The following is a 20,461-nucleotide window of genomic DNA, read 5'->3' as shown; positions in this document are numbered from 1 at the left end:
GTTTTCACTCGGACATCGATGGTGCCGAGCGTTTGGCTGGCGCGCTGTCTTTTGGTCGGTCGGCATCGGTACCGACCAGAACCAGCGTCTGGAGCCGCATGATCGATCGCAGCCGGTCATGCAGCTCCAGGTCTTGCCATTGCCCGCTTCAACGGCTGCGAGCGGGCGGCTGCCACTCAGCGCGGCTTGTACAACTCGCTCAGGCGATCCGGCTTGCCGGGGATGCGTTCCAGATGCGGATACAGCAGGCCGCCGTGGTAATCGATGCGCACGGTGTCGTAGCGGTCCAGGCGCTTGACCAGCAGTTCGATCGGCGCGGTGGTGCCCTTGGCCGCCTTGATCGCGTCCTTGATTACCTCACTGCTGAAGGCGCGGCCGTTGACTGCCACGATGGTGTTGCCGGCGATCAGGCCGGCATTGAAGGCCGGGCCGTCCCACAGCACATCGCTGATATCGCCAGAGGCCTTCAGGGACACGCCAAGCGAATAGGTCAGGCTGGCGTCCTTGTCGTCGCTCTCGTCGGCCTTGGTCGCCAGGTTCGGCTCCTCGTTATAGACCAGCTTCCAGCCGTTGGCTTCGATACCGCCGTTCAAGGAGCCATGCCCGTCCATGCGGCTGCGCAACAGGCTCGCCCAGTCGTAGGCGGCGATGCCATTGAGCGTGGCGACGATGTCGTCGAAGGTGTACGGGTTGACGTCCCAGTCGCCGTTCTTCATGCCGAAGAAGGCCTTGCCGAAATCGTCGATGGAACGCTTGTTGTTGGTCAGCGCGCGCAGCTTGCTGTCCACTTCCAGCCACATCATCTGGCCGCCGGAGTAATAGTCTTCGGCCATCTGATAGCTACGGTAGGCCTTGGGCCGGCGCATCGACATGGTCGGGTCGTTGGTGGTGTCCTGCACGGTGCGCCAGGCCATGCCGGGGCGACCACGCTCGTAGTTCGCCGCCACGCCGGCCAGCATCTCGCGCGCCTGATCCTGCGTCCACAGGCCCGAACGCGCAGCCATCACTTCGCCCCAGAACTGGGTCTGGCCTTCGTACAGCCACAGCAGGCTGTCACCCATCGGCACGTTGAAGTTGGGCGTGGCCAGGTCGGCGCCACGGCGGTACTTGCCGTTCCAGGAATGGTTGAACTCGTGCGCGAGCAGGTCGCGGCCGGTCCAGCTCTTGTCCCACTCGGTGAAGTAGGTCGGCACGCCGCTGTTTTCGCTGGAGCGATGGTGCTCCAGGCCAATGCCGCCCAACTTCTTGGTCAGCGCCAGCAGGAATTCGTAGTGGTCGAAATGCCGCGCGCCGTAGAGCTTGTCCATCTGCTGCACCAGCGATGCATGCGCCTTGATCTGCTCGGGCTTGGCCTCCAGCGACTTGGCTTCGTCGGCGAACACGTTGAGGTAGACCGGCTGCTTGCCGCCGCTCAGCTCCGCGCGCTTGTAGTACTTGCCGGCGAACATCGGCGAGTCGACCAGGTCGTCGAAGTCGATCGGCTTGAAGGTCACCGTGTCGCCAACCCGGCGGTCGGTCTCCAGTGCCGTGGCATAGCTCCAGCCGGCTGGCAGCGTGACGCTGGCCTGGGCCTTGATGTTGCGTGCGAAGACGCCGGCCGGATACAGCGCCGTGGTGTTCCACTGCAGGTTGAGCATCTCCGGGGTCATCATCACCCGGCCCTGGTTCGGGGCCTGCGGCGAGAGGAACTTGAACTCGGCCACCAGCTCGCTGGCGCCCTGCGGCACGTCCACGGTGAAGGCATACACATCGAACTGGTCGCGCTTCCACGGCACCACCTTGCCATCGACCTTGATCACCAGACCGGCGAGCTTGTCGATCGGCCCGGTCGGCGAGTGATTGCCGGGAATCCACTGCGGATACAGCAGCGTCATCGGGCCCGGCCGGGCCGGCATGGTGGTTTTGACCTTGAAGATGCGATGGGCCAGATCGGTGGCATCGACGTCGATCTTCAAGGTGCCGTCGAACGGCACGTCCTGCGGCGCGGCAGTTTGTGCGGCCGCAGGCAACGACAGTGCCGCCAGCAACGACACGGACAACAAGGTGGGGATCTTCATCGCAACTCCGCAGGGACCTGGAACAGGCAAGCCCACGATGCTAAGCGCCTGCCCGCGCTTCCCCGTATGCCATAGGTCATGCTGCGCAGCGATTCACACACAAAAAAACCGCCGGTGACCCGGCGGCTTTTTGTCCAGCATGCTTGGATCCGGCGTGCCGTAATCCGGCACAGCGCCGTCTCAATGCATCATGTTGACGTTCATGTTGTGCAGCACCCACAGCGAGCCGACGATCACGATGCCGATGATCAGCAGCGAGAACAGGCCCACCTGCACGTTGGAGCGCTGCTCGGGCGAGCGATCCATGTGCAGGAAGTACACCATGTGCACCAGCATCTGCACCGCCGCCATCAGCGAGATCACGATGACGGTGACGCCCTTGGAGAACGCCCCGCTCATCACCATCGCAAACGGGATGACGGTGAGGATCACGGCCATCACAAAGCCGATCAGGTAGGACTTCAGGCCGCCGGCATGTGCGTCGGCAGCGGTTTCATGCGCGTGGTGATTGGCCATTACAGCGCTCCCAGCAGGTAGACGACGGTGAACACACCGATCCAGATGATGTCCAGGAAATGCCAGAACAGGCTCAGGCAGGCCAGACGCGTGCTGTTGCGCGGGGTCAGGCCGTTCTTGGAGATCTGGATCACCAGCACTGCCATCCACAACAGACCGGAGGCCACGTGCAGGCCGTGCGTGCCCACCAGGGTGAAGAAGGCCGACAGGAACGCGCTGCGCCCCGGACCCGCCCCTTCATGGATCAGGTGGTTGAACTCCCACACTTCCATGCACAGGAAGCCGATACCCAGCAGTGCGGTGACGCCCAGCCAGGCGTACAGCCCGGTCATGCTGCGCTTGTGCGCGGAGATCATCGCAACGCCGAAGCTCAGGCTGCTGAACAACAGCAGGAAGGTTTCCACCAGCACGAACTTCAGGTCGAACAGCTCCTTGGCGGTCGGTCCGTCCACCGTGGCGCCCGAGAGCACCGCATAGGTGGCGAACAGGCCGGCGAACAGCAGGCAGTCGCTCATCAGGTAGACCCAGAACCCGAAGACGGTGTTGCCACCGGCGTCGTGATGTTCATGGTCATCGTGGCCGCCCGCGTGGGCGGCGTGGTCAAGCGTGGTCGAGGAAGACATGGTCATACCACCTTCGCGGCCTGCGCCGCATGTTGCTGTTCGAGCAGGGCAAAGCGCGCGTTTTCGATGCGCTCCACTTCTTCGGCCGGCACCCAGTAATCGATGTCGTCATCGAAGGTGCGCGCAATGAAGCTGCCGATCATGCCGACCAGGCCGATGATGGCCAGCCACCAGATGTGCCAGATCAGACCGAAGCCCATCAGCACGCTGAAGGCACCGATATACACGCCTGCCCCGGTGTTGCGCGGCATGTGAATCGCCTCGTACTTGGACGGACGCACCCAGCCCTTGCCGTTCTGCTTGTCGGCCCAGAACTGATCGCGGTCGTCGATGTGCGGCAGCACGGCGAAGTTGTAGAACGGCGGCGGCGAGGAGGTGGCCCACTCCAGCGTACGGCCATCCCACGGATCGCCCGTGTAGTCCATGTGCTCCTTGCGCTTCCACACGCTGTAACCGATCTGCACCAGGTTCAGGAAGATACCCAGGCCGATGATCGCAGCACCGGCCGCAGCGACGTACAGCCACGGCGCCCACTCGGGGTGGTTGTAGGTGTTCATGCGACGGGTCATGCCCATGAAGCCGAGCACGTACAGCGGCATGAAGGCCACGAAGAAGCCGATGATCCAGCACCAGAACGAGGCCTTGCCGATCTTCTCGTTGAGCTTGAAGCCGAACGCCTTCGGGAACCAGTAGGTCAGGCCGGCCAGGTAGCCGAACACCACGCCGCCGATGATCACGTTATGGAAGTGCGCGATCAGGAACAGGCTGTTGTGCAGCACGAAGTCCACGGCCGGAATCGCCAGCATCACGCCGGTCATGCCGCCGATGGTGAAGGTGATGATGAAGCCGATCGTCCACAGCACCGGCGAGGTCATGTGCACACGACCGCGGAACATGGTGAACAGCCAGTTGAAGATCTTCACGCCGGTCGGGATCGAGATGATCATCGTCGTGATGCCGAAGAAGGCATTGACGTTGGCACCCGAACCCATGGTGAAGAAGTGGTGCAACCACACCACGAACGACAGCACGCCGATGCACGAGGTGGCGTAGACCATCGAGGTGTAGCCGAACAGGCGCTTGCGGCTGTAGGTCGCGATCAGCTCGGAGAAGATGCCGAACGCCGGCAGGATCAGGATATAAACTTCCGGGTGACCCCAGATCCAGATCAGGTTGACGTACATCATGGCGTTGCCGCCACCGTCGTTGGTGAAGAAGTGCGTGCCCAGGTAACGGTCGGCACCCAGCAGCGCCAGCGCCACGGTCAGGATCGGGAATGCGGCGATGATCAGGATGTTGGTGATCAGCGCGGTCCAGGTGAAGATCGGCATGCGCATCAGGGTCATGCCCGGTGCGCGCATCCGCATGATCGTCACGAAGAAGTTGATGCCGGTCAGCAAGGTGCCCAGGCCTGAGACCTGCAACGCCCAGATGTAGTAGTCGACACCTACGCCCGGACTGTATTCCAGCCCCGACAACGGCGGGTAGGCCAGCCAGCCGGTCTGCGCGAATTCGCCGACACCCAGCGAGATGTTGATCAGCGCCGCACCGGCCACGAACAGCCAGAAGCTCAGCGAGTTCAGGAACGGGAACGCCACGTCGCGTGCGCCGATCTGCAGCGGCACGATCAGGTTCAACAGGCCAGTCATGAACGGCATGGCCATGAAGAAGATCATGATCACGCCGTGCGCGGTGAAGATCTGGTCGTAGTGATGCGGCGGCAGCACACCTTCGCCGCCGTTACCCGCCAGCGCCTGCTGGGTGCGCATCATCGCCGCATCGGCGAAGCCGCGCAGCAACATGACCAGCGCCACGATGATGTACATCACACCGATGCGCTTGTGATCCACCGAGGTGAACCACTCCTTCCACAGGTAGCCCCACAGCTTGTACTTGGTGATGGCGCCCGCGATGAGCAGGCCGAGCAGGCCGGCACCACCGAGTGCGACCATGATGATCGGCTCGTGGTACGGAACCGCCTCGATCGTAAGTTTGCCTAGCATCACTTGTCTCCAGAAGTGCACATGGCAACCGGCTCTGCAGCCGCTGCCTGATGGTCGCCATGGCCTTTGTTATGGCCCGGACCATTCATGTATTTGTCGACGAGCGAGCGGAACATGCCGTCCTGCACCGACGAGTAGTAGGTGACCGGATACTGTTCCTTGTCGTTGCGGTTGGCGGCCAGCACCTGGTACTCGGCGGCGTTCAACGCGGTCGGCGATGCCTTGACCTTGGCCACCCACGCATCGAAGCCGGCCTGATCGACCGCATGCGCCTTGAAGCTCATCTTCGAGAAGCCGTGACCGCTGTAATTGGTCGACAGGCCGAAGTATTCGCCCGGCTCGTTGGCCACCAGGTGCAGCTTGGTTTCCATGCCGGCCATCGCGTAGATCATCGTGCCCAGGTGCGGGATGAAGAACGAGTTCATCACCGTATCGGAGGTGATCTTGAAGTTCAGCGGCGTATGCACCGGGAACGCGATCTCGTTGACCGTGGCGATGTTCTGGTCCGGGTAGATGAACATCCACTTCCAGTCCAGCGACACCGCTTCGATGGTGATCGGCTTGACGTCCGAATCCAGCGGACGGTACGGGTCCAACGCGTGCGAGGAGCGCCAGGTCAGCACCGCCAGCACCAGGATGATCACGCACGGGATCGACCACACCACCACTTCGATGGCGGTGGAGTGCGACCAGTCCGGCTCGTAGCGCGCCTTCGTGTTGGACGCGCGGTATTTCCACGCGAACGCAATCGTCATCACGATCACCGGGATGACCACGATCAGCATCAGCACGACCGAGGTGATCAGCAGCTGCTTCTCGTCGTGACCGATCTGGCCTTTCGGATTGAGAATGGCCGAGTTGCAGCCTGCCAACAGCAGGAACGGCAGCATCAGGCCTGGACGAAGTACACGCCCGAGATGTTTCAACGGAATCATCGGTCGATCCAAGTGCGAAGGAACGCCAGCCTCGTTCGTCGTATCCATGTGGACTCGTCCTGACGGCGCGCTTCCCGGGGGAAGGCAGCCACGCAGACCGAAGACACGAGTTAGCTCCCTGATTTTAGACTTTGCTGCACCTGCACGAAACCCATCGGCAATGATCTGCCGCAATTAATGCGCGCAAAACTGTGCGACATGTTGTCGCAGCGCTGCGCAGGGCGGAAAAGATGCGGTTGCGGCCATCGATTGCGGCCTGTGTGATGTGCGGCGTATATGGCGGCGCAGTGCCGGGATGTGCGTGATCGGCCCAAAACGCAACTGGGCCGACCCATGGTCGACCCAGTACTGAAGCGATGGTGCCGGAAATAGGAATCGAACCTACGACCTACGCATTACGAATGCGCCGCTCTACCAACTGAGCTATTCCGGCGAGCCGTGAATTGTAGGAGCGGAGCCGGTGCCGGGTCAATCGCCGCCAGGCGGAAGACGGCATGTCCGGCGCCGGACGCGGGCTGCGGCTGGCCGGTATGGCCACCTGCAACGGTAAGGCACCCGGACTTGCTGCAGGCAGTGGACGCCGGTTCAGCCAGTCCGGCGTGCCCGGCGTCAGCTGACCAGACGCAACCGCAGTTCCTTGGGCAGCGCGAACACCATCGATTCCGGCTCGCCTTCCAGCTCGGACACACCCTCGGCACCCAGCTCGCGCAGCCGCGCCAGCACGCCATCGACCAGCACCTGGGGTGCGGAGGCGCCGGCGGTCAGGCCGATGTGCTGCTTGCCGACGATCCAAGCCGGGTCGATCTCGCCAGCGTTGTCGATCAGGTAGGACTCCACCCCGTCGCGCCGGGCCAGCTCGCTGAGGCGATTGGAATTGGAGCTGTTGGGCGAACCGACCACCAGCACCAGATCGCATTGGCGCGCCAGATCGCGCACCGCGTCCTGGCGGTTCTGGGTGGCGTAGCAGATGTCGTCGTGGCGCGGCCCCTGCATCGCCGGGAAGCGCGCACGCAGGGCCTCGATGATGCCCATGGTGTCGTCCACCGACAGCGTGGTCTGGGTGGTGTAGGCAAGGTTCTCCGGCTGGCTGACCTGCAGCGTGACGACCTGCTCGATGTCCTCGACCAGATAGATCGTGCCCGGACCGCGCTCGCGGCTCCACTGCCCCATCGTGCCTTCCACTTCCGGATGCCCGGCGTGGCCGATCAGCACCACGTCGCGGCCGGCCCGGCAATGCCGCGCCACCTCGAAATGCACCTTGGTCACCAGCGGACAGGTCGCGTCGAACACCTTGAGCCCGCGGCGCTCGGCTTCCTGACGCACCGCCTGCGAGACGCCGTGTGCGCTGAAGATCACCGTGGCGTTGTCGGGCACCTCGTCCAGTTCCTCGACGAAGACCGCGCCGCGCTGCTTGAGGTCGTCGACCACGAAACGGTTGTGTACCACCTCATGGCGCACATAGATCGGCGCGCCCAGCGTTTCTATCGCACGCTTGACGATCTCGATCGCACGGTCGACGCCGGCACAGAAACCACGGGGATTGGCGAGCAGGACATCCATGGCGGGCATTCTACGGGAATGGGGACTGGAGGATGGGAACGGGCGGCGCCGGTGCGCCGCGACTTCAGCGTCGATTCCCGATTTCCGACTTCTGCTTGCCGGCCGTGTCGAACAGACCGAATACCGCAATCCCGATGGCGCCGCCCACGATCGCCGAGTCGGCGATGTTGAACGCCGGCCAGGTATGGGTGCCGATGTACCACTGGATGAAATCGACCACGTGGCCGTGCATCAGGCGGTCGATCACGTTGCCGATCGCCCCGCCGATCACCAGCGCATACGGCAGCGCGCTGCGCCACTGCCCACGCGCGGTGCGCGACAGCCAGAACGCCAGCAGGCCGCTGATGCCCACCGCCAACGCGGTGAAGAACCACAGCTGCCAGCCGCCGGCATCGCTCAGGAAACTGAAGGCCGCGCCGGTATTGTAGGTGCGGTACCAGTTCCAGAAGCCGTCGATCACCGGCACCGGGGTGTATTCGGGCAGGCTGGACAGCACCCAGGCCTTGCTCCACTGGTCCAGCCCGACCACGAGTGCCGACAGCAGCAGCCAGATTAGGGCGGAGGGTTTGGGGCGTTGACTCATGTCGAAAGGTCGCAGTTGGTGGTGACTTCTCCGACGTCGGAGAAGATGCCTGGATGGCGATAGGTGATGGCGGTGGCAGATGAAGCTGACGAAAGCGGGATGACAGGCAGGCAAGGATGGCATGGGCACCGGAGCCGGCTACCCTGCCCCGCCGTGCCGTATGCGCCACGCTTCAGCAAGGGCGTGCGTGCAGCGCCGAGGCACTCGTCATCCGGCACCAGCGCCTGCCCATGATGCCGCGATAGAGGCGCACGCAGCCCGTACGGGGTCTCGACAACGCGTGGCAGGACCTGCCCGCCGCGCGCCTTCACGCAACACCGTCAGAACCAGCGGCGTTGCTCGCCGGGGCCTTCGATATTGCTGACGCAGCGGCTGCACAGTTCCGGGTGACGCGGATCGCTGCCCACGCTGGCCTGGTGGTGCCAGCAACGCACGCACTTGGCCTTGCTGGTCGGCTGCGCGCTGACGAAGATGTCGTCGGTGCTGGCCGCAGTCACGGTCACATCGCCACTGATGAACAGGAAGCGCAGCTCGTCGGCCAGCGGCTGCCAGCGCGCGGCGGTCTGCGCATCGGCGGCCACCGTGATCTCCGCTTCCAGCGCCGCGCCGATCGCCCCATTGGCACGCATCGGCTCCAGCACCTTGGCCACCTGCTCGCGCAAGGCCAGCAGCCTGTCGACATCGGCACTGCTCAGCGCGGCGTCGGCCGGCAACGGCGCCAGGCCGTCGTACCAGGTGGCGAACAACACGTTGTCGACCCGCTTGCCCGGCAGGTAGCCCCACAGTTCCTCGGCGGTGAAGCTCAGCACCGGCGCGATCCAGCGCACGAACGCCTCGGCCACGTGATACATCGCGCTCTGCGCCGAGCGGCGGCCGCGTGCATCCTCGGCCATCGTGTACAGGCGGTCCTTGGTCACGTCCAGATACAGCGAGCCCAGGTCGACGCTGCAGAAATTCAGCAGCGCCTGCACGATTTCGGCAAAGTCGTAGCGCGCATACGCGGCAACGATCTTTTCCTGCAATTCGTGCGCGCGGTGCACGATCCAGCGGTCCAGCAGCACCATGTCGTCCAACGTCACCAGGTGCTGCAGCGGATCGAAGCCGTGCAGGTTGCCGAGCAGGAAGCGCGCGGTATTGCGCAGGCGGCGATACGCATCGGCGTTGCGCTTGAGGATCTCCTGCGACAGCGACATCTCGTTGCTGTAATCGGCCGAGGCGATCCACAGGCGCAGGATGTCCGCGCCCAGGGTCTTCATGATGTCCTGAGGCTCGATGCCGTTGCCCAGCGACTTGGACATCTTGCGGCCGTGCTCGTCCACGGTGAAGCCGTGGGTCAGGCACTGCTTGTACGGCGCCGCCTTGTCCATCGCCACGCCGGTCAGCAGCGAGGACTGGAACCAGCCACGGTGCTGGTCGGAGCCCTCCAGGTACAGGTCGGCCGGCTTGGGCAGGCCGCGGTCCACCAGCACCGCTTCATGGGTCACGCCGGAGTCGAACCACACGTCCAGGATGTCGGTGATCTTGTCGTAATCGGCCGCCTCGTCGCCCAGCAGTTCGGCCGCATCCAGCGTGTACCACACGTCCACGCCGCCCAGTTCCACCCGGTCGGCGACCTGGCGCAGCAACTCGGTGCTGCGCGGATGCGGCTCGCCGGTTTCGCGATGCACGAACAAGGCGATCGGCACGCCCCAGGTGCGCTGGCGCGAGATGGTCCAGTCCGGACGTCCATCGACCATGCCGGCGATACGCGCCTGGCCCCAGGACGGATACCAGTGCACGTTGTCGATGGCCTTGAGCGCATCGGCGCGCAGGTTGGCCTGCTCCATCGAGATGAACCACTGCGGCGTGGCACGGAACGCGATCGGCGTCTTGTGGCGCCAGCAATGCGGATAGCTGTGCTCCATCTTGCTGGCCGCCAGCAACACGCCGGTGTCGCGCAGCGCCTCGATGATGATGTCGTTGGCCTTCCAGATGTGCAGCCCGGCCAGCACGGTGTCGCCCAGCGGCGGCGTCGACGGCAGGTACACGCCGCGCCCGTCCACCGGGTTGATCTGCGCCGCGCCGTAACGCTCGAGCAGGCCGTACTGCTTGGAGACCTGGTAGTCCTCCTGGCCATGGCCCGGTGCGGTATGCACCGCGCCGGTACCGTCCTCGGCCGACACGTGGTCGCCCAGCAGCAGCGGAATCTCGCGCTCGGCATAGAACGGGTGGTTCAGCAGCATCTGCTCCAGCGCCGCGCCCTTGGCATGGCCGTGCACCACCACCGTGTCCACGCCATAGCGCGACAGCGCCTTGCCGGCCAGGGCCTCGGCCACCACCAACCAGCGCGGCTGGCCGCGATCGGCCGGGCCTTCGACCAGCACGTAGTCCAGTTCCGCGCCCAGGCTCACCGCCAGCGACGCCGGCAGTGTCCACGGCGTGGTGGTCCAGATCGGCACCGCCACGCCCACGCCCGCCGGCAGGCTGGCGCCGAACGCGGCAGCGACAGCCGCCGGGTCGCGCGCCGGATAGGCGATATCCACCGTCGGCGACACCTTGTCGGCGTATTCGATCTCGGCTTCGGCCAGCGCCGAGCCGCAGTCGAAGCACCAGTGCACCGGCTTCACGCCACGGGTCAGGTGGCCATTGTCGACCACCTTGGCCAGCGCGCGGATCTCGTTGGCTTCGAAGCGGAAATCCAGCGTCTTGTACGGGTTGTCCCAATCGCCGATCACGCCCAGGCGCTTGAAATCGCGGCGCTGCAGATCGATCTGCTCGGTAGCGTACTCGCGGCACTTCTGGCGGAACTGCGCTGCATCGAGCTTGACGCCGACCTTGCCGTACTTTTTCTCGATCGCGATCTCGATCGGCAGGCCGTGGCAATCCCAGCCCGGGATGTAGGGCGCATCGAAGCCAGCCAGGTACTTCGACTTGACGATGATGTCCTTGAGGATCTTGTTGACCGCATGGCCCAGATGGATCTGGCCATTGGCATACGGCGGGCCGTCGTGCAGCACGAACAGCGGGCGCCCTGCCGCATTGGCGCGCAGTTGCGCGTACAGCCCCTCGCGCTCCCAGCGGTCCAGCATCGCCGGCTCGCGCTTGGGCAGGTCGCCGCGCATCGGGAATTCCGTCGCGGGCAGATGGAGAGTGGCTTTGTAGTCTTGGGTCACAGGTCTCTACCGTTGCGCTGGATTTTTAAAAAGTCCGCACATGGATGTGCGGGCTCTTGCGAGGGACTCGCATCATAGGCGGGCTGTTGCGAGGAACTCGCATGTGTTGCAGAAACTGCGTGCCTGTCCAACACCGCACGCGCCTGCTCGGCATCACGATGCATCTGCACCGTCAGCGCGTCCAGGCCATCGAACTTCTCTTCGTCGCGCAGCTTGGCGACGAATTCGACCTCGATATGCCGGCCATACAGGTCGCCCTGGAAATCGAACAGATGCGCTTCCAGCAGCGGCTCCACACCGGCCACGGTCGGGCGCGTGCCAAAGCTCGAGACCGACGGCCACGGCCGCTCGGCCACGCCATGCACCCAGGTCGCGTAAATACCCGACAGCGCCGGCGTGCGCGGAAAGCGCAGATTGGCGGTGGGATAGCCCAGGGTGCGGCCGAGCTGCTTGCCGCGCACCACCCGCCCGCCGATGGCATACGGACGGCCAAGCAATTGCCCGGCGTGCGCGAACTCGCCCGCGCCCAGCAGCTCTCGGATGCGCGTGGCCGAGATGCGCTCGCCGTGCAGGTGCACCGGCGCGATTTCGCCCGCTGCAAAGCCGTAGTGCGCACCAAGCGAGCGCAGCAGGCCGATATCGCCGCCACGCCGATGGCCGAAACGGAACTCCGGACCGATCCAGACCTCTTTGGCGCACAGTCGGCCGACCAGGGCCAGGCGCACGAAGTCTTCGGCACTCATCGCCGACAGGCGACCATCGAAACGGATCATGCCCACGCTGTCGGCACCGAAGCCGTGCAGCCCTTCGATCTTGGCGCGGGCCAGGGTCAGCCGTGGCGGCGGCGCGGCCGGGGCGAAAAACTCGCGCGGCAGCGGCTCGAAGCTCACCGCCACCGCGGGCACCCCCAGCGCGCGCGCGCGCGCGACTGCGTGCTGCACCAATGCCCGATGCCCCAGGTGCAGGCCATCGAAGGCGCCGATGCAGACCACGCTTCCGTGCGGGAACAGCGTCCCGCCCTCGACGTCTCTAAACAGCCTGCTCATTCCTCGATCCAAACAGATGCCGGCCTGCCGGCCGACCCTCGTTGATGCATAACCCGCAAGTATAGCCGTGCCTGTCAATCCGCATGGGCGCGGCCCCGGGCCTGTGCCGCCGCGTCCCGGAGGCGGGCAGGCGATTGCGCGCCTTCCCGGCCCGGGACCGGCCCCACCCACCGTGCATGACGGCTGGCTCCGCACCTGCTCGGCCAGCTCGGCGGACGACTAGCCCTCGCGCAGATGCCGCGGCCGCAATCCCAGCGCCACTTGCGCCACCAGGTAGGTCGCCCCACCGCTGCCGACCAGCACCGCCAGCCAGCCGATGCGATCCCACTTGTCCATCACGGTGAACGATGGCAGCCACCACAGCAGGCCCAACAGCACCGCCACCATCGCCGCGCATGCCAGCAGCAGGCGCAGCGCATAGCCAGCCCAACCCGGCCGGCGCTGGTACACGCCGGACTTGCCCAGCCAGTACCACAGCAAACCCAGGTTGAGATAACTGGACAGCGCGCTGGCAATGCCCAGCGCCAGATGCAGACCCGGCTGCTTGCCCAGCGCCTGCATCACGCCCTGCGCCTTGAGCTCGGGCGTCACCATAATCTGGTAGACCACTGCCAGCAACGCGAAGTTGAACACCATGTTGGCGATCAACGCCGCCACACCGGCACGCACCGGAGTGCGGGTGTCCTGACGGGCGTAGAAGGCCGGCAACAACACCTTGAGCATGGCGTACGCCGGCAGGCCGAAGCTCAGGCCGTAGACCGACATCGCGGTCATGCGCGTATCGAAGGCGGTGAACTGGCGGTACTGGAACAAGGTCGCCACCAGCGGCTCGGCCAGCAGCAGCAGGCCGAGCATCGCCGGCATCGCGATCAGCAGCGTGGTGCGGAACCCCCAGTCCAGCGCGCCGGAGAACGCGCTGCGGTCGGTCTTAACGTGATGGCGCGCCAGCGCCGGCAGGATCACCGTGCCCAGCGCCACCCCGAACACGCCCAGCGGCAGTTCCAGGAACCGGTCGGCCAGCGACAGCCACGACTGCGAGCCGTCGGCCAGCCGTGCGGCGATCACCGTGTCAAGCATCAGGTTGATCTGCGCGATCGACGAACCGAACAGGGTCGGAATCATCAGGGTCAGCACCTTGCGCACATCCGGGTGCGTCCAGCCCCAGCGCGGCAGCGTCAGCAGGTCGATGCCCTTCAGGGCCGGCAGCTGAAACAGCAACTGCAGCGCCCCGGCCACCAGCACCGCCCAGCCCAGCGCCAGGATCGGCACGTCCAGCCGCGGCGCCAGCCACAGCGCGCCGGCGATCATGCACAGGTTGAGGATCACCGGCGTCAGCGCCGGAATCGCAAACCGCTGGAAGCTGTTGAGCGCCCCGCCCGCCAGCGCGGTCAACGAGACGAACAACAGAAACGGAAACGTCAGCCGCAACAAATCGACCAGCAGGCCGTATTTATCCGGATCGGTGGCCGCGCCATCGGAAAACACCGACGCCAGCTGCGGGGTGAAGATCAGCCCCAGCGCGGTGATCAGCAGCAGCATGCCGCCGAGCGTGCCGGACACCCGCGACATCAGCTCGCGCAGGTCGGTATGCGGGCGGGTCTCCTTGACCTCGGTGAACACCGGCACGAAGGCGGTGGCGAACGAGCCCTCGGCAAACAGCCGACGCAGGAAATTGGGGATCCGGAACGCCACCCAGAACGCGTCGGTGACCGCATTGGCGCCGAAGGTGGTGGAGATCGCCTGGTCGCGGATCAGGCCCAACACCCGCGACACCATGGTCATACTGCTGAATGAGAGCAGGCCTCTCAACATGCCGGGCTTGCTCACGCTGCATCCCTCTTGACAACTGACTTGACGTACATAACTAAGCCCATCATACTTTCCCGCTTGCTTTTTCCACTACACCGATTTTTCAGGAACCCACCACCGTGGCCAATATCAAGTCCGCCAAGAAGCGCGCCAAGCAGACCGTCGTGCGCAATGAGCGCAACACGGGCCAGCGTTCGATGCTGCGCACCGCCGTCAAGAAGGTGATCAAGGCCCTTGACGCCAACGATGCTGCAGGCGCCGAAGCTGCTTTCGCCGTTGCCCAGCCCATCCTCGACCGTTTCAGCGCCCGTGGCCTGATTCACAAGAACAAGGCTGCGCGTCACAAGAGCCGCCTGACCGCTCGCATCAAGGCCATCAAGGCCGCGTAAGCGAGCCGTGCTGGCATCACCGCAGGCCTGGCTTGCGGTGGCATAGAAAAACCCGGCCTTGGCCGGGTTTTTTGTGTGCCTGCGCATGCGCTCAGCCGGCATTGCGCGCCTCGAGCTCGTCCTCGCGCTGACGGTCGAAGAACGCCATGATGTCCTTCATGATCGGGAAGGTGCCATCGCGACCCAGCGCCGAGACCAGATACCACGGCGCGGTCCAGCCGAGTTCGGCCACGATCGTCTCGGCCGCAGCGCGCGCCTCGTCCTCGAACATCAGGTCGGCCTTGTTGAGCACCAGCCAGCGCGGCTTCTTCAGCAACTCCGGATCGTGGCGCTCCAGCTCGCGCTCGATGGTGCGCACCTGATCCACCGGCGACGCCTCCACCCCACCATCCATCGGCGAAATGTCCACCAGATGCAGCAGCAGACGGGTGCGCTGCAGATGGCGCAGGAACTGCGTGCCCAGCCCGGCACCGTCGGCCGCGCCCTCGATCAGGCCCGGCACGTCGGCGATGACGAAGCTGCGGTATGCCTCGACACTGACCACGCCCAGATTCGGGTACAGGGTGGTGAACGGGTAATCGGCCACCTTCGGGGTTGCCGAGGACACCGCGCGGATCAGGGTGCTCTTGCCCGCATTGGGAAAGCCCAGCAAGCCGACGTCGGCCAGCAGCTTCAGCTCCAGCTTGAGCAACCGCTCCTCGCCCTCTTCACCGGTGGTGGACTGGCGCGGCGCGCGATTGACCGAGCTCTTGAAATGCATGTTGCCCAGGCCGCCCTTGCCGCCCTTGGCCACCAGCAGGCGATCGCCATGCTGGGTCAGGTCGCCGATGACTTCGTCGGTCTGCACGTTCATCACCACGGTGCCGACCGGCACCACGATGATGCGGTCTTCGCCGCCCTTGCCGTAGGCCTGGCGGCCCATGCCGTTCTCGCCGCGCTGCGCCTTGAAGGTCCGCTCATGCCGGAAGTCGACCAGCGTATTGACGTTCTCGTCGGCCACGATCCACACGCTGCCGCCGTTACCGCCGTCGCCGCCATCGGGCCCACCGAGCGGGATGAACTTCTCGCGGCGAAAGCCGACACAGCCATTGCCGCCATTGCCGGCACTGACCAGGATTTCTGCTTCGTCGACTAACTTCATGAGATTTGGGATTCGTAATTTGGGATTGGTAACACCACCGCAGGACGCCGCCAGGCAGCCGCGGAAACAGCAGGAAGTGACAGTATCGGAACTCTCGAAATCCGCCGTTGCGAATCCCCAATCCCGAATCCCCACTCCCGGCCGTCAAACGAAAAACCCCGCAAAAGCGGGGCTTTCCGTCTCGTCCGCCAGGCAGCGATGCCTGACGGACTGGCCTGCATGGAGCGGGCGATTACGCCTCGGCAACCACGCTGACGGTGCGACGCTTCTTCGGGCCCTTGGTGGAAAACTCCACCTTGCCGTCGACCAGCGCGAACAGGGTGTGGTCACGGCCGAGGCCGACGCCGGCGCCCGGATGGAACTGGGTGCCACGCTGACGCACGATGATGTTGCCGGCATCGATGGCCTGGCCACCGAAGATCTTCACACCCAGGTACTTCGGGTTGGAATCGCGACCGTTGCGCGAGGAACCTACGCCTTTTTTGTGTGCCATGACTGGTTCTCCTTACTTCTTATCGCCACCGGCGATGCCGGTGATCTCGATTTCGGTGTAGTACTGACGGTGTCCCTGACGCTTCATGTGGTGCTTGCGGCGACGGAACTTGATGATGCGCACCTTGTCGGCGCGGCCATGGGCCACGACCTTGGCGGTGACCGAGGCGCCCTTCAGCGCATCGCCCAGCTTGATGCCATCGCTATCGCCCAGCATCAGGACGGTGTCGAACTTGATCTCGTTGCCAGCTTCGACATCGAGCTTTTCCACGCGGAGCGTTTCGCCCTGCGCGACGCGGTATTGCTTACCGCCGGTTACCAGAACTGCGTACATGACCAGGTTTTCCTCTGTAGTTATTATGGTCGCACTGACGTGCCCTAGGGCAGACAGGAGCGGGATTGTACGGGCTTGCGGGGTTTGGGGTCAACCTGCCGGCCAGCCGGCCATGGCCCTGCCCGATCCACCCGTGCAACGCATCATCCGGCCGCCACAGGCGCCCGGTCAGACTGGCATTTGGGGTAATTGCCCTCACCTAGGTCGGCGGGTAGGCTGATCGACTGCCACTCATTCCTGCTGAGCACGCTCGCACCACTGCCGGTTCGCCGGCCCGACATCGGATCCCCCATGGCGATGGATTTCATCCGCATCCGCGGCGCGCGGACGCACAACCTCAAGAACATCGACCTCGACCTGCCTCGCGACAAACTGATCGTGATCACCGGCCTGTCCGGCTCGGGCAAGTCGTCGTTGGCGTTCGACACCATCTATGCAGAAGGCCAGCGCCGTTACGTCGAGTCGCTGTCGGCGTATGCGCGCCAGTTCCTCAGCGTGATGGAAAAGCCGGACCTGGACCACATCGAAGGCCTGTCCCCGGCGATTTCGATCGAACAGAAGTCGACCTCGCACAACCCGCGTTCCACGGTCGGCACGATCACCGAGATCTACGACTACCTGCGCCTGCTGTACGCGCGCGTCGGTCAGCCGCGCTGCCCGGACCACGGCTTCCCGCTGGAGGCGCAGACCGTCAGCCAGATGGTCGACCACATGCTCACGCAGGACCAGGAGCAGCGTTACATGCTGCTGGCGCCGGTGATCCGCGAGCGCAAGGGCGAGCATGCGCAGGTGTTCGAGCAGCTGCGCGCGCAGGGCTTTGTGCGCGTACGTGTGGATGGCGAGCTGTACGAGATCGACGCGGTGCCGCCGCTGGCGCTGCGCCAGAAGCACACCATCGAGGCGGTGATCGACCGCTTCCGTCCACGCGAAGACATCAAGCAACGGCTGGCGGAAAGTTTCGAGACTGCGCTCAAGCTCGGCGAAGGCATGGTCGCGGTGCAATCGCTGGACGACCCGGCCGCGGCGCCGCACCTGTTTTCGTCCAAGTACAGCTGCCCGGTCTGCGATTACTCGCTGCCGGAGCTGGAGCCGCGGCTGTTTTCGTTCAACGCACCGGTGGGCGCCTGTCCCAGCTGCGATGGCCTGGGCGTGGCCGAGTTCTTCGACCCGGATCGCGTCGTGGTGCATCCGGAGCTGTCGCTGTCGGCCGGCGCGGTGCGCGGCTGGGATCGGCGCAATGCCTATTATTTCCAGCTGATCGCCTCGCTGGCCAAGCACTACAAGTTCGACGTGGACGCGGTGTGGAACACGCTGCCAGCCAAGGTGCGCCAGGCGGTGCTGTTCGGCAGCGGCGATGAGGTGATCAGTTTCACTTACTTCACCGATGCGGGCGGGCGCACCACGCGCAAGCACCGCTTCGAGGGCATCCTGCCGAACCTGGAACGCCGCTACCGCGAAACCGAATCGCCGGCCGTGCGCGAGGAGCTGACCAAGTACGTCAGCCAGCAGCCCTGCCCGGCCTGTAACGGCACGCGCCTGAACCGTGCCGCGCGCAACGTGTTCGTCGCCGACCGCCCGCTGCCCGAACTGGTGGTGCTGCCGGTCAACGAGGCGCTGAGCTTTTTCCGCGGCTTGTCGCTGCCGGGCTGGCGTGGCGAGATCGCCAGCAAGATCGTCAAGGAGATCGGCGAACGGCTGGGCTTCCTGGTCGACGTGGGCCTGGATTACCTGACCCTGGAACGCAAGGCCGACACCTTGTCCGGTGGCGAGGCGCAGCGCATCCGGCTGGCCAGCCAGATCGGCGCCGGCCTGGTCGGGGTGATGTATGTGCTGGACGAGCCGTCGATCGGCCTGCATCAGCGCGACAACGAACGCCTGCTCGGCACGCTGACGCGGCTGCGCGATCTGGGCAATACCGTGATCGTCGTCGAGCATGACGAAGACGCGATCCGCCTGGCCGATTACGTGCTGGACATCGGCCCCGGCGCCGGCGTGCACGGTGGCGAAATCTGTGCGCAAGGCTCGTTGCAGGACATCCTGGATGCGCCCGGCTCGCTGACCGGCCAGTACCTGTCGGGCAAACGCCGTATCGAGATTCCCAAGCAGCGCCACAAGCCCAACCCGAAGATGATGCTGCATCTGCGCGGGGCGACCGGCAACAACCTGAAGAATGTCGACCTGGATATTCCGGCCGGCCTGTTGACCTGCATCACCGGCGTGTCCGGCTCGGGCAAGTCCACGCTGATCAACGACACCTTGTTCTCGCTGGCGGCCAACGAGATCAACGGCGCCTCGCATCCGGTGGCCGCGCATCGCGAGGTGGAGAATCTGGATCTGTTCGATAAGGTCGTGGATATCGACCAGTCGCCGATCGGGCGCACGCCGCGTTCCAATCCAGCCACCTATACCGGCATGTTCACGCCGTTGCGCGAGTTGTTCGCGCAGGTGCCGGAGGCGCGCGCGCGCGGCTATTCGCCGGGCCGTTTCAGCTTCAACGTACGCGGCGGCCGCTGCGAAGCCTGCCAGGGCGATGGCCTGATCAAGGTGGAGATGCACTTCCTGCCCGACGTCTACGTGCCCTGCGATGTCTGCCACGGCAAGCGCTACAACCGCGAGACGCTGGAGATCCGCTACAAGGGTTTCAACATCAGCGACGTGCTGCAGATGACCGTCGAGGACGCGCTGCGGCTGTTCGAGCCGGTGCCGTCGATCGCACGCAAGCTGGAAACCCTGGTGGATGTGGGCCTGAGTTACATCAAGCTGGGCCAGAGCGCGACCACGCTGTCCGGCGGCGAGGCGCAGCGCGTCAAGTTGTCCAAGGAGCTGTCGCGCCGCGATACCGGACGCACCCTGTACATCCTCGACGAGCCGACCACCGGCCTGCACTTCCATGACATCGAAGCGCTGCTCGGCGTGCTGCACAAGCTGCGCGACGAGGGCAACACGGTGGTGGTGATCGAACACAATCTGGACGTGATCAAGACCGCCGACTGGATCGTGGATCTGGGCCCGGAAGGTGGCCATCGCGGCGGCAGCATCCTGGTCTCCGGCACGCCGGAAGATGTGGCTGCGCACAAGGCGTCCTACACCGGGCAGTTCCTGGCCAAGATGCTGCCATCGGTGAAGGCGCGCGAGACCCGGCCGGCGGCGATGGCCAACAAGCCCGATGCGCGCCCGCCACGCAAGATCAAACCGGAGAAGGTGGCGAAAGTCGCCAAGTCCGCCACCAAGAAAACCGCAAAGAAGAAGGCAAGCTGATGAGCGAAGAGCACAAGGTGTTGGCACGCATCCCGATCAGCGTGCGCTGGCGCGACATGGACAGCATGGGCCATGTCAACAACGCCAAGTACATTTCGTACCTGGAGGAAGCGCGCGTGCGCTGGATGCTGGGCGTTGAAGGCGTGGCGATGACCGACCGCATCGCGCCGGTGGTTGCGGCCACCAACGTCAACTACAAGCGCCCGCTGATATGGCCGAACGACATCCTGGTGGAACTGTTCGTCGAGCGCCTGGGCAGCAGCAGCATCACCATCGGCCACCGCATCCTCGACCAGAAGGACGAGGGCGTGCTGTATTCCGATGGCAACGTGGTGGTGGTGTGGATCGATACGCAGACCGGCAAGAGCGCATCGCTGCCGGATGCGGTACGCGCCGCCAGCAGCTGAGACTTGCCAGTTGCGCGCTGGCTTGCCAGCGCCATAAGACGACGGCGGCTCTTCCGAGAGCCGCCGTTGTTGTTTGCAGCGCTCCTGTCCTTCCGCTGCGCGATACCACTGACAGGCCGCGTGATCGAGACCGACACCGTGAAGTGGCAGCCTGCT

16 protein-coding genes and 1 tRNA gene are annotated in these 20,461 nt (G+C 64.8%); 3 read left to right on the top strand and 14 right to left on the bottom strand.

The features are described from left to right. Nucleotides 1-176: 176 nt before the first annotated feature. From GGR73_RS01390 to murJ, 11 genes are all read right to left on the bottom strand, one after another. Nucleotides 177-2,057, bottom strand: a complete 1,881-nt coding sequence (locus GGR73_RS01390) for a M61 family metallopeptidase (RefSeq protein ID WP_184455332.1) — start codon at nt 2,055-2,057, stop codon at nt 177-179. A gap of 180 nt (nt 2,058-2,237) precedes the next feature. After that, nucleotides 2,238-2,573: a cytochrome o ubiquinol oxidase subunit IV gene (cyoD, locus tag GGR73_RS01385; protein WP_006450195.1), complete on the bottom strand. Its 336-nt coding sequence runs from the start codon at nt 2,571-2,573 to the stop codon at nt 2,238-2,240. Next, the gene (gene cyoC, locus GGR73_RS01380) at nt 2,573-3,202 is read right to left on the bottom strand and encodes a cytochrome o ubiquinol oxidase subunit III (RefSeq protein ID WP_006450194.1); all 630 of its coding nucleotides are present in this window, start codon (nt 3,200-3,202) and stop codon (nt 2,573-2,575) included. Before cyoC ends, cyoD begins: the two co-directional genes overlap by 1 nt. Beyond that, entirely contained in the window at nt 3,199-5,199 is a 2,001-nt protein-coding gene (gene cyoB, locus GGR73_RS01375) for a cytochrome o ubiquinol oxidase subunit I (RefSeq protein WP_167708606.1), read from the bottom strand. Before cyoB ends, cyoC begins: the two co-directional genes overlap by 4 nt. Further along, entirely contained in the window at nt 5,199-6,134 is a 936-nt protein-coding gene (gene cyoA / locus GGR73_RS01370) for a ubiquinol oxidase subunit II (protein ID WP_024940071.1), read from the bottom strand. The genes cyoB and cyoA overlap by 1 nt, the downstream gene beginning before the upstream one ends. Nucleotides 6,135-6,491: 357 nt before the next feature. Beyond that, nucleotides 6,492-6,567 (bottom strand) — tRNA-Thr (locus tag GGR73_RS01365). 176 nt (nt 6,568-6,743) lie between these two features. After that, nucleotides 6,744-7,694, bottom strand: coding sequence for a 4-hydroxy-3-methylbut-2-enyl diphosphate reductase (gene ispH, locus GGR73_RS01360; protein ID WP_184455330.1), 951 nt, complete (start codon nt 7,692-7,694; stop codon nt 6,744-6,746). Between the two features lie 64 nt (nt 7,695-7,758). Next, the gene (lspA, locus tag GGR73_RS01355) at nt 7,759-8,277 is read right to left on the bottom strand and encodes a signal peptidase II (protein WP_046342029.1); all 519 of its coding nucleotides are present in this window, start codon (nt 8,275-8,277) and stop codon (nt 7,759-7,761) included. 320 nt (nt 8,278-8,597) lie between these two features. Next, nucleotides 8,598-11,429, bottom strand: coding sequence for an isoleucine--tRNA ligase (gene ileS / locus GGR73_RS01350; protein ID WP_184455328.1), 2,832 nt, complete (start codon nt 11,427-11,429; stop codon nt 8,598-8,600). Next, nucleotides 11,426-12,475 carry a bifunctional riboflavin kinase/FAD synthetase gene (locus tag GGR73_RS01345; protein WP_184455326.1) on the bottom strand — a complete coding sequence of 350 codons (1,050 nt, stop codon included), beginning with the start codon at nt 12,473-12,475 and terminating at the stop codon, nt 11,426-11,428. Before GGR73_RS01345 ends, ileS begins: the two co-directional genes overlap by 4 nt. 219 nt (nt 12,476-12,694) lie before the next feature. Then, the gene (gene murJ, locus GGR73_RS01340) at nt 12,695-14,287 is read right to left on the bottom strand and encodes a murein biosynthesis integral membrane protein MurJ (RefSeq protein WP_184455324.1); all 1,593 of its coding nucleotides are present in this window, start codon (nt 14,285-14,287) and stop codon (nt 12,695-12,697) included. A gap of 116 nt (nt 14,288-14,403) precedes the next feature. On the opposite strand from murJ, the gene rpsT reads away from it, so the two are divergent. After that, nucleotides 14,404-14,673 carry a 30S ribosomal protein S20 gene (rpsT, locus tag GGR73_RS01335; RefSeq protein WP_002807888.1) on the top strand — a complete coding sequence of 90 codons (270 nt, stop codon included), beginning with the start codon at nt 14,404-14,406 and terminating at the stop codon, nt 14,671-14,673. Nucleotides 14,674-14,764: 91 nt separating this feature from the next. Here the strand turns inward: rpsT and obgE are convergent, their stop codons facing one another. From obgE to rplU, 3 genes are all read right to left on the bottom strand, one after another. Next, nucleotides 14,765-15,814, bottom strand: coding sequence for a GTPase ObgE (gene obgE, locus GGR73_RS01330; protein ID WP_016901714.1), 1,050 nt, complete (start codon nt 15,812-15,814; stop codon nt 14,765-14,767). A 232-nt stretch (nt 15,815-16,046) separates the two neighbouring features. Then, nucleotides 16,047-16,307, bottom strand: coding sequence for a 50S ribosomal protein L27 (gene rpmA / locus GGR73_RS01325; protein WP_003484326.1), 261 nt, complete (start codon nt 16,305-16,307; stop codon nt 16,047-16,049). Between the two features lie 12 nt (nt 16,308-16,319). Continuing rightward, the gene (gene rplU, locus GGR73_RS01320) at nt 16,320-16,640 is read right to left on the bottom strand and encodes a 50S ribosomal protein L21 (RefSeq protein WP_102252555.1); all 321 of its coding nucleotides are present in this window, start codon (nt 16,638-16,640) and stop codon (nt 16,320-16,322) included. Nucleotides 16,641-16,931: 291 nt separating this feature from the next. On the opposite strand from rplU, the gene uvrA reads away from it, so the two are divergent. After that, on the top strand, nt 16,932-19,898 hold the full coding sequence (gene uvrA, locus GGR73_RS01315) for an excinuclease ABC subunit UvrA (protein ID WP_024940077.1): 2,967 nt from the start codon (nt 16,932-16,934) through the stop codon (nt 19,896-19,898). Then, nucleotides 19,898-20,305: an acyl-CoA thioesterase gene (locus GGR73_RS01310; protein WP_024940078.1), complete on the top strand. Its 408-nt coding sequence runs from the start codon at nt 19,898-19,900 to the stop codon at nt 20,303-20,305. Before uvrA ends, GGR73_RS01310 begins: the two co-directional genes overlap by 1 nt. Nucleotides 20,306-20,461: the final 156 nt, after the last annotated feature.

The sequence above is a fragment of the Xanthomonas sp. F14 genome (assembly GCF_014199865.1).
This window is presented reverse-complemented; position numbering and strand designations above follow the sequence as displayed.

Excerpts from the sequence above, each read along its gene's own strand:
- GGR73_RS01390 (WP_184455332.1), bottom strand. The coding sequence starts at position 2,057 with ATGAAGATCCCCACCTTGTTGTCCGTGTCGTTGCTGGCGGCACTGTCG.
- cyoD (WP_006450195.1), bottom strand. The coding sequence starts at position 2,573 with ATGGCCAATCACCACGCGCATGAAACCGCTGCCGACGCACATGCCGGC.
- cyoC (WP_006450194.1), bottom strand. The coding sequence starts at position 3,202 with ATGACCATGTCTTCCTCGACCACGCTTGACCACGCCGCCCACGCGGGC.
- cyoB (WP_167708606.1), bottom strand. The coding sequence starts at position 5,199 with ATGCTAGGCAAACTTACGATCGAGGCGGTTCCGTACCACGAGCCGATC.
- cyoA (WP_024940071.1), bottom strand. The coding sequence starts at position 6,134 with ATGATTCCGTTGAAACATCTCGGGCGTGTACTTCGTCCAGGCCTGATG.
- ispH (WP_184455330.1), bottom strand. The coding sequence starts at position 7,694 with ATGGATGTCCTGCTCGCCAATCCCCGTGGTTTCTGTGCCGGCGTCGAC.
- lspA (WP_046342029.1), bottom strand. The coding sequence starts at position 8,277 with ATGAGTCAACGCCCCAAACCCTCCGCCCTAATCTGGCTGCTGCTGTCG.
- GGR73_RS01345 (WP_184455326.1), bottom strand. The coding sequence starts at position 12,475 with ATGAGCAGGCTGTTTAGAGACGTCGAGGGCGGGACGCTGTTCCCGCAC.
- murJ (WP_184455324.1), bottom strand. The coding sequence starts at position 14,287 with ATGTTGAGAGGCCTGCTCTCATTCAGCAGTATGACCATGGTGTCGCGG.
- obgE (WP_016901714.1), bottom strand. The coding sequence starts at position 15,814 with ATGAAGTTAGTCGACGAAGCAGAAATCCTGGTCAGTGCCGGCAATGGC.
- rpmA (WP_003484326.1), bottom strand. The coding sequence starts at position 16,307 with ATGGCACACAAAAAAGGCGTAGGTTCCTCGCGCAACGGTCGCGATTCC.
- rplU (WP_102252555.1), bottom strand. The coding sequence starts at position 16,640 with ATGTACGCAGTTCTGGTAACCGGCGGTAAGCAATACCGCGTCGCGCAG.
- uvrA (WP_024940077.1), top strand. The coding sequence starts at position 16,932 with ATGGCGATGGATTTCATCCGCATCCGCGGCGCGCGGACGCACAACCTC.
- GGR73_RS01310 (WP_024940078.1), top strand. The coding sequence starts at position 19,898 with ATGAGCGAAGAGCACAAGGTGTTGGCACGCATCCCGATCAGCGTGCGC.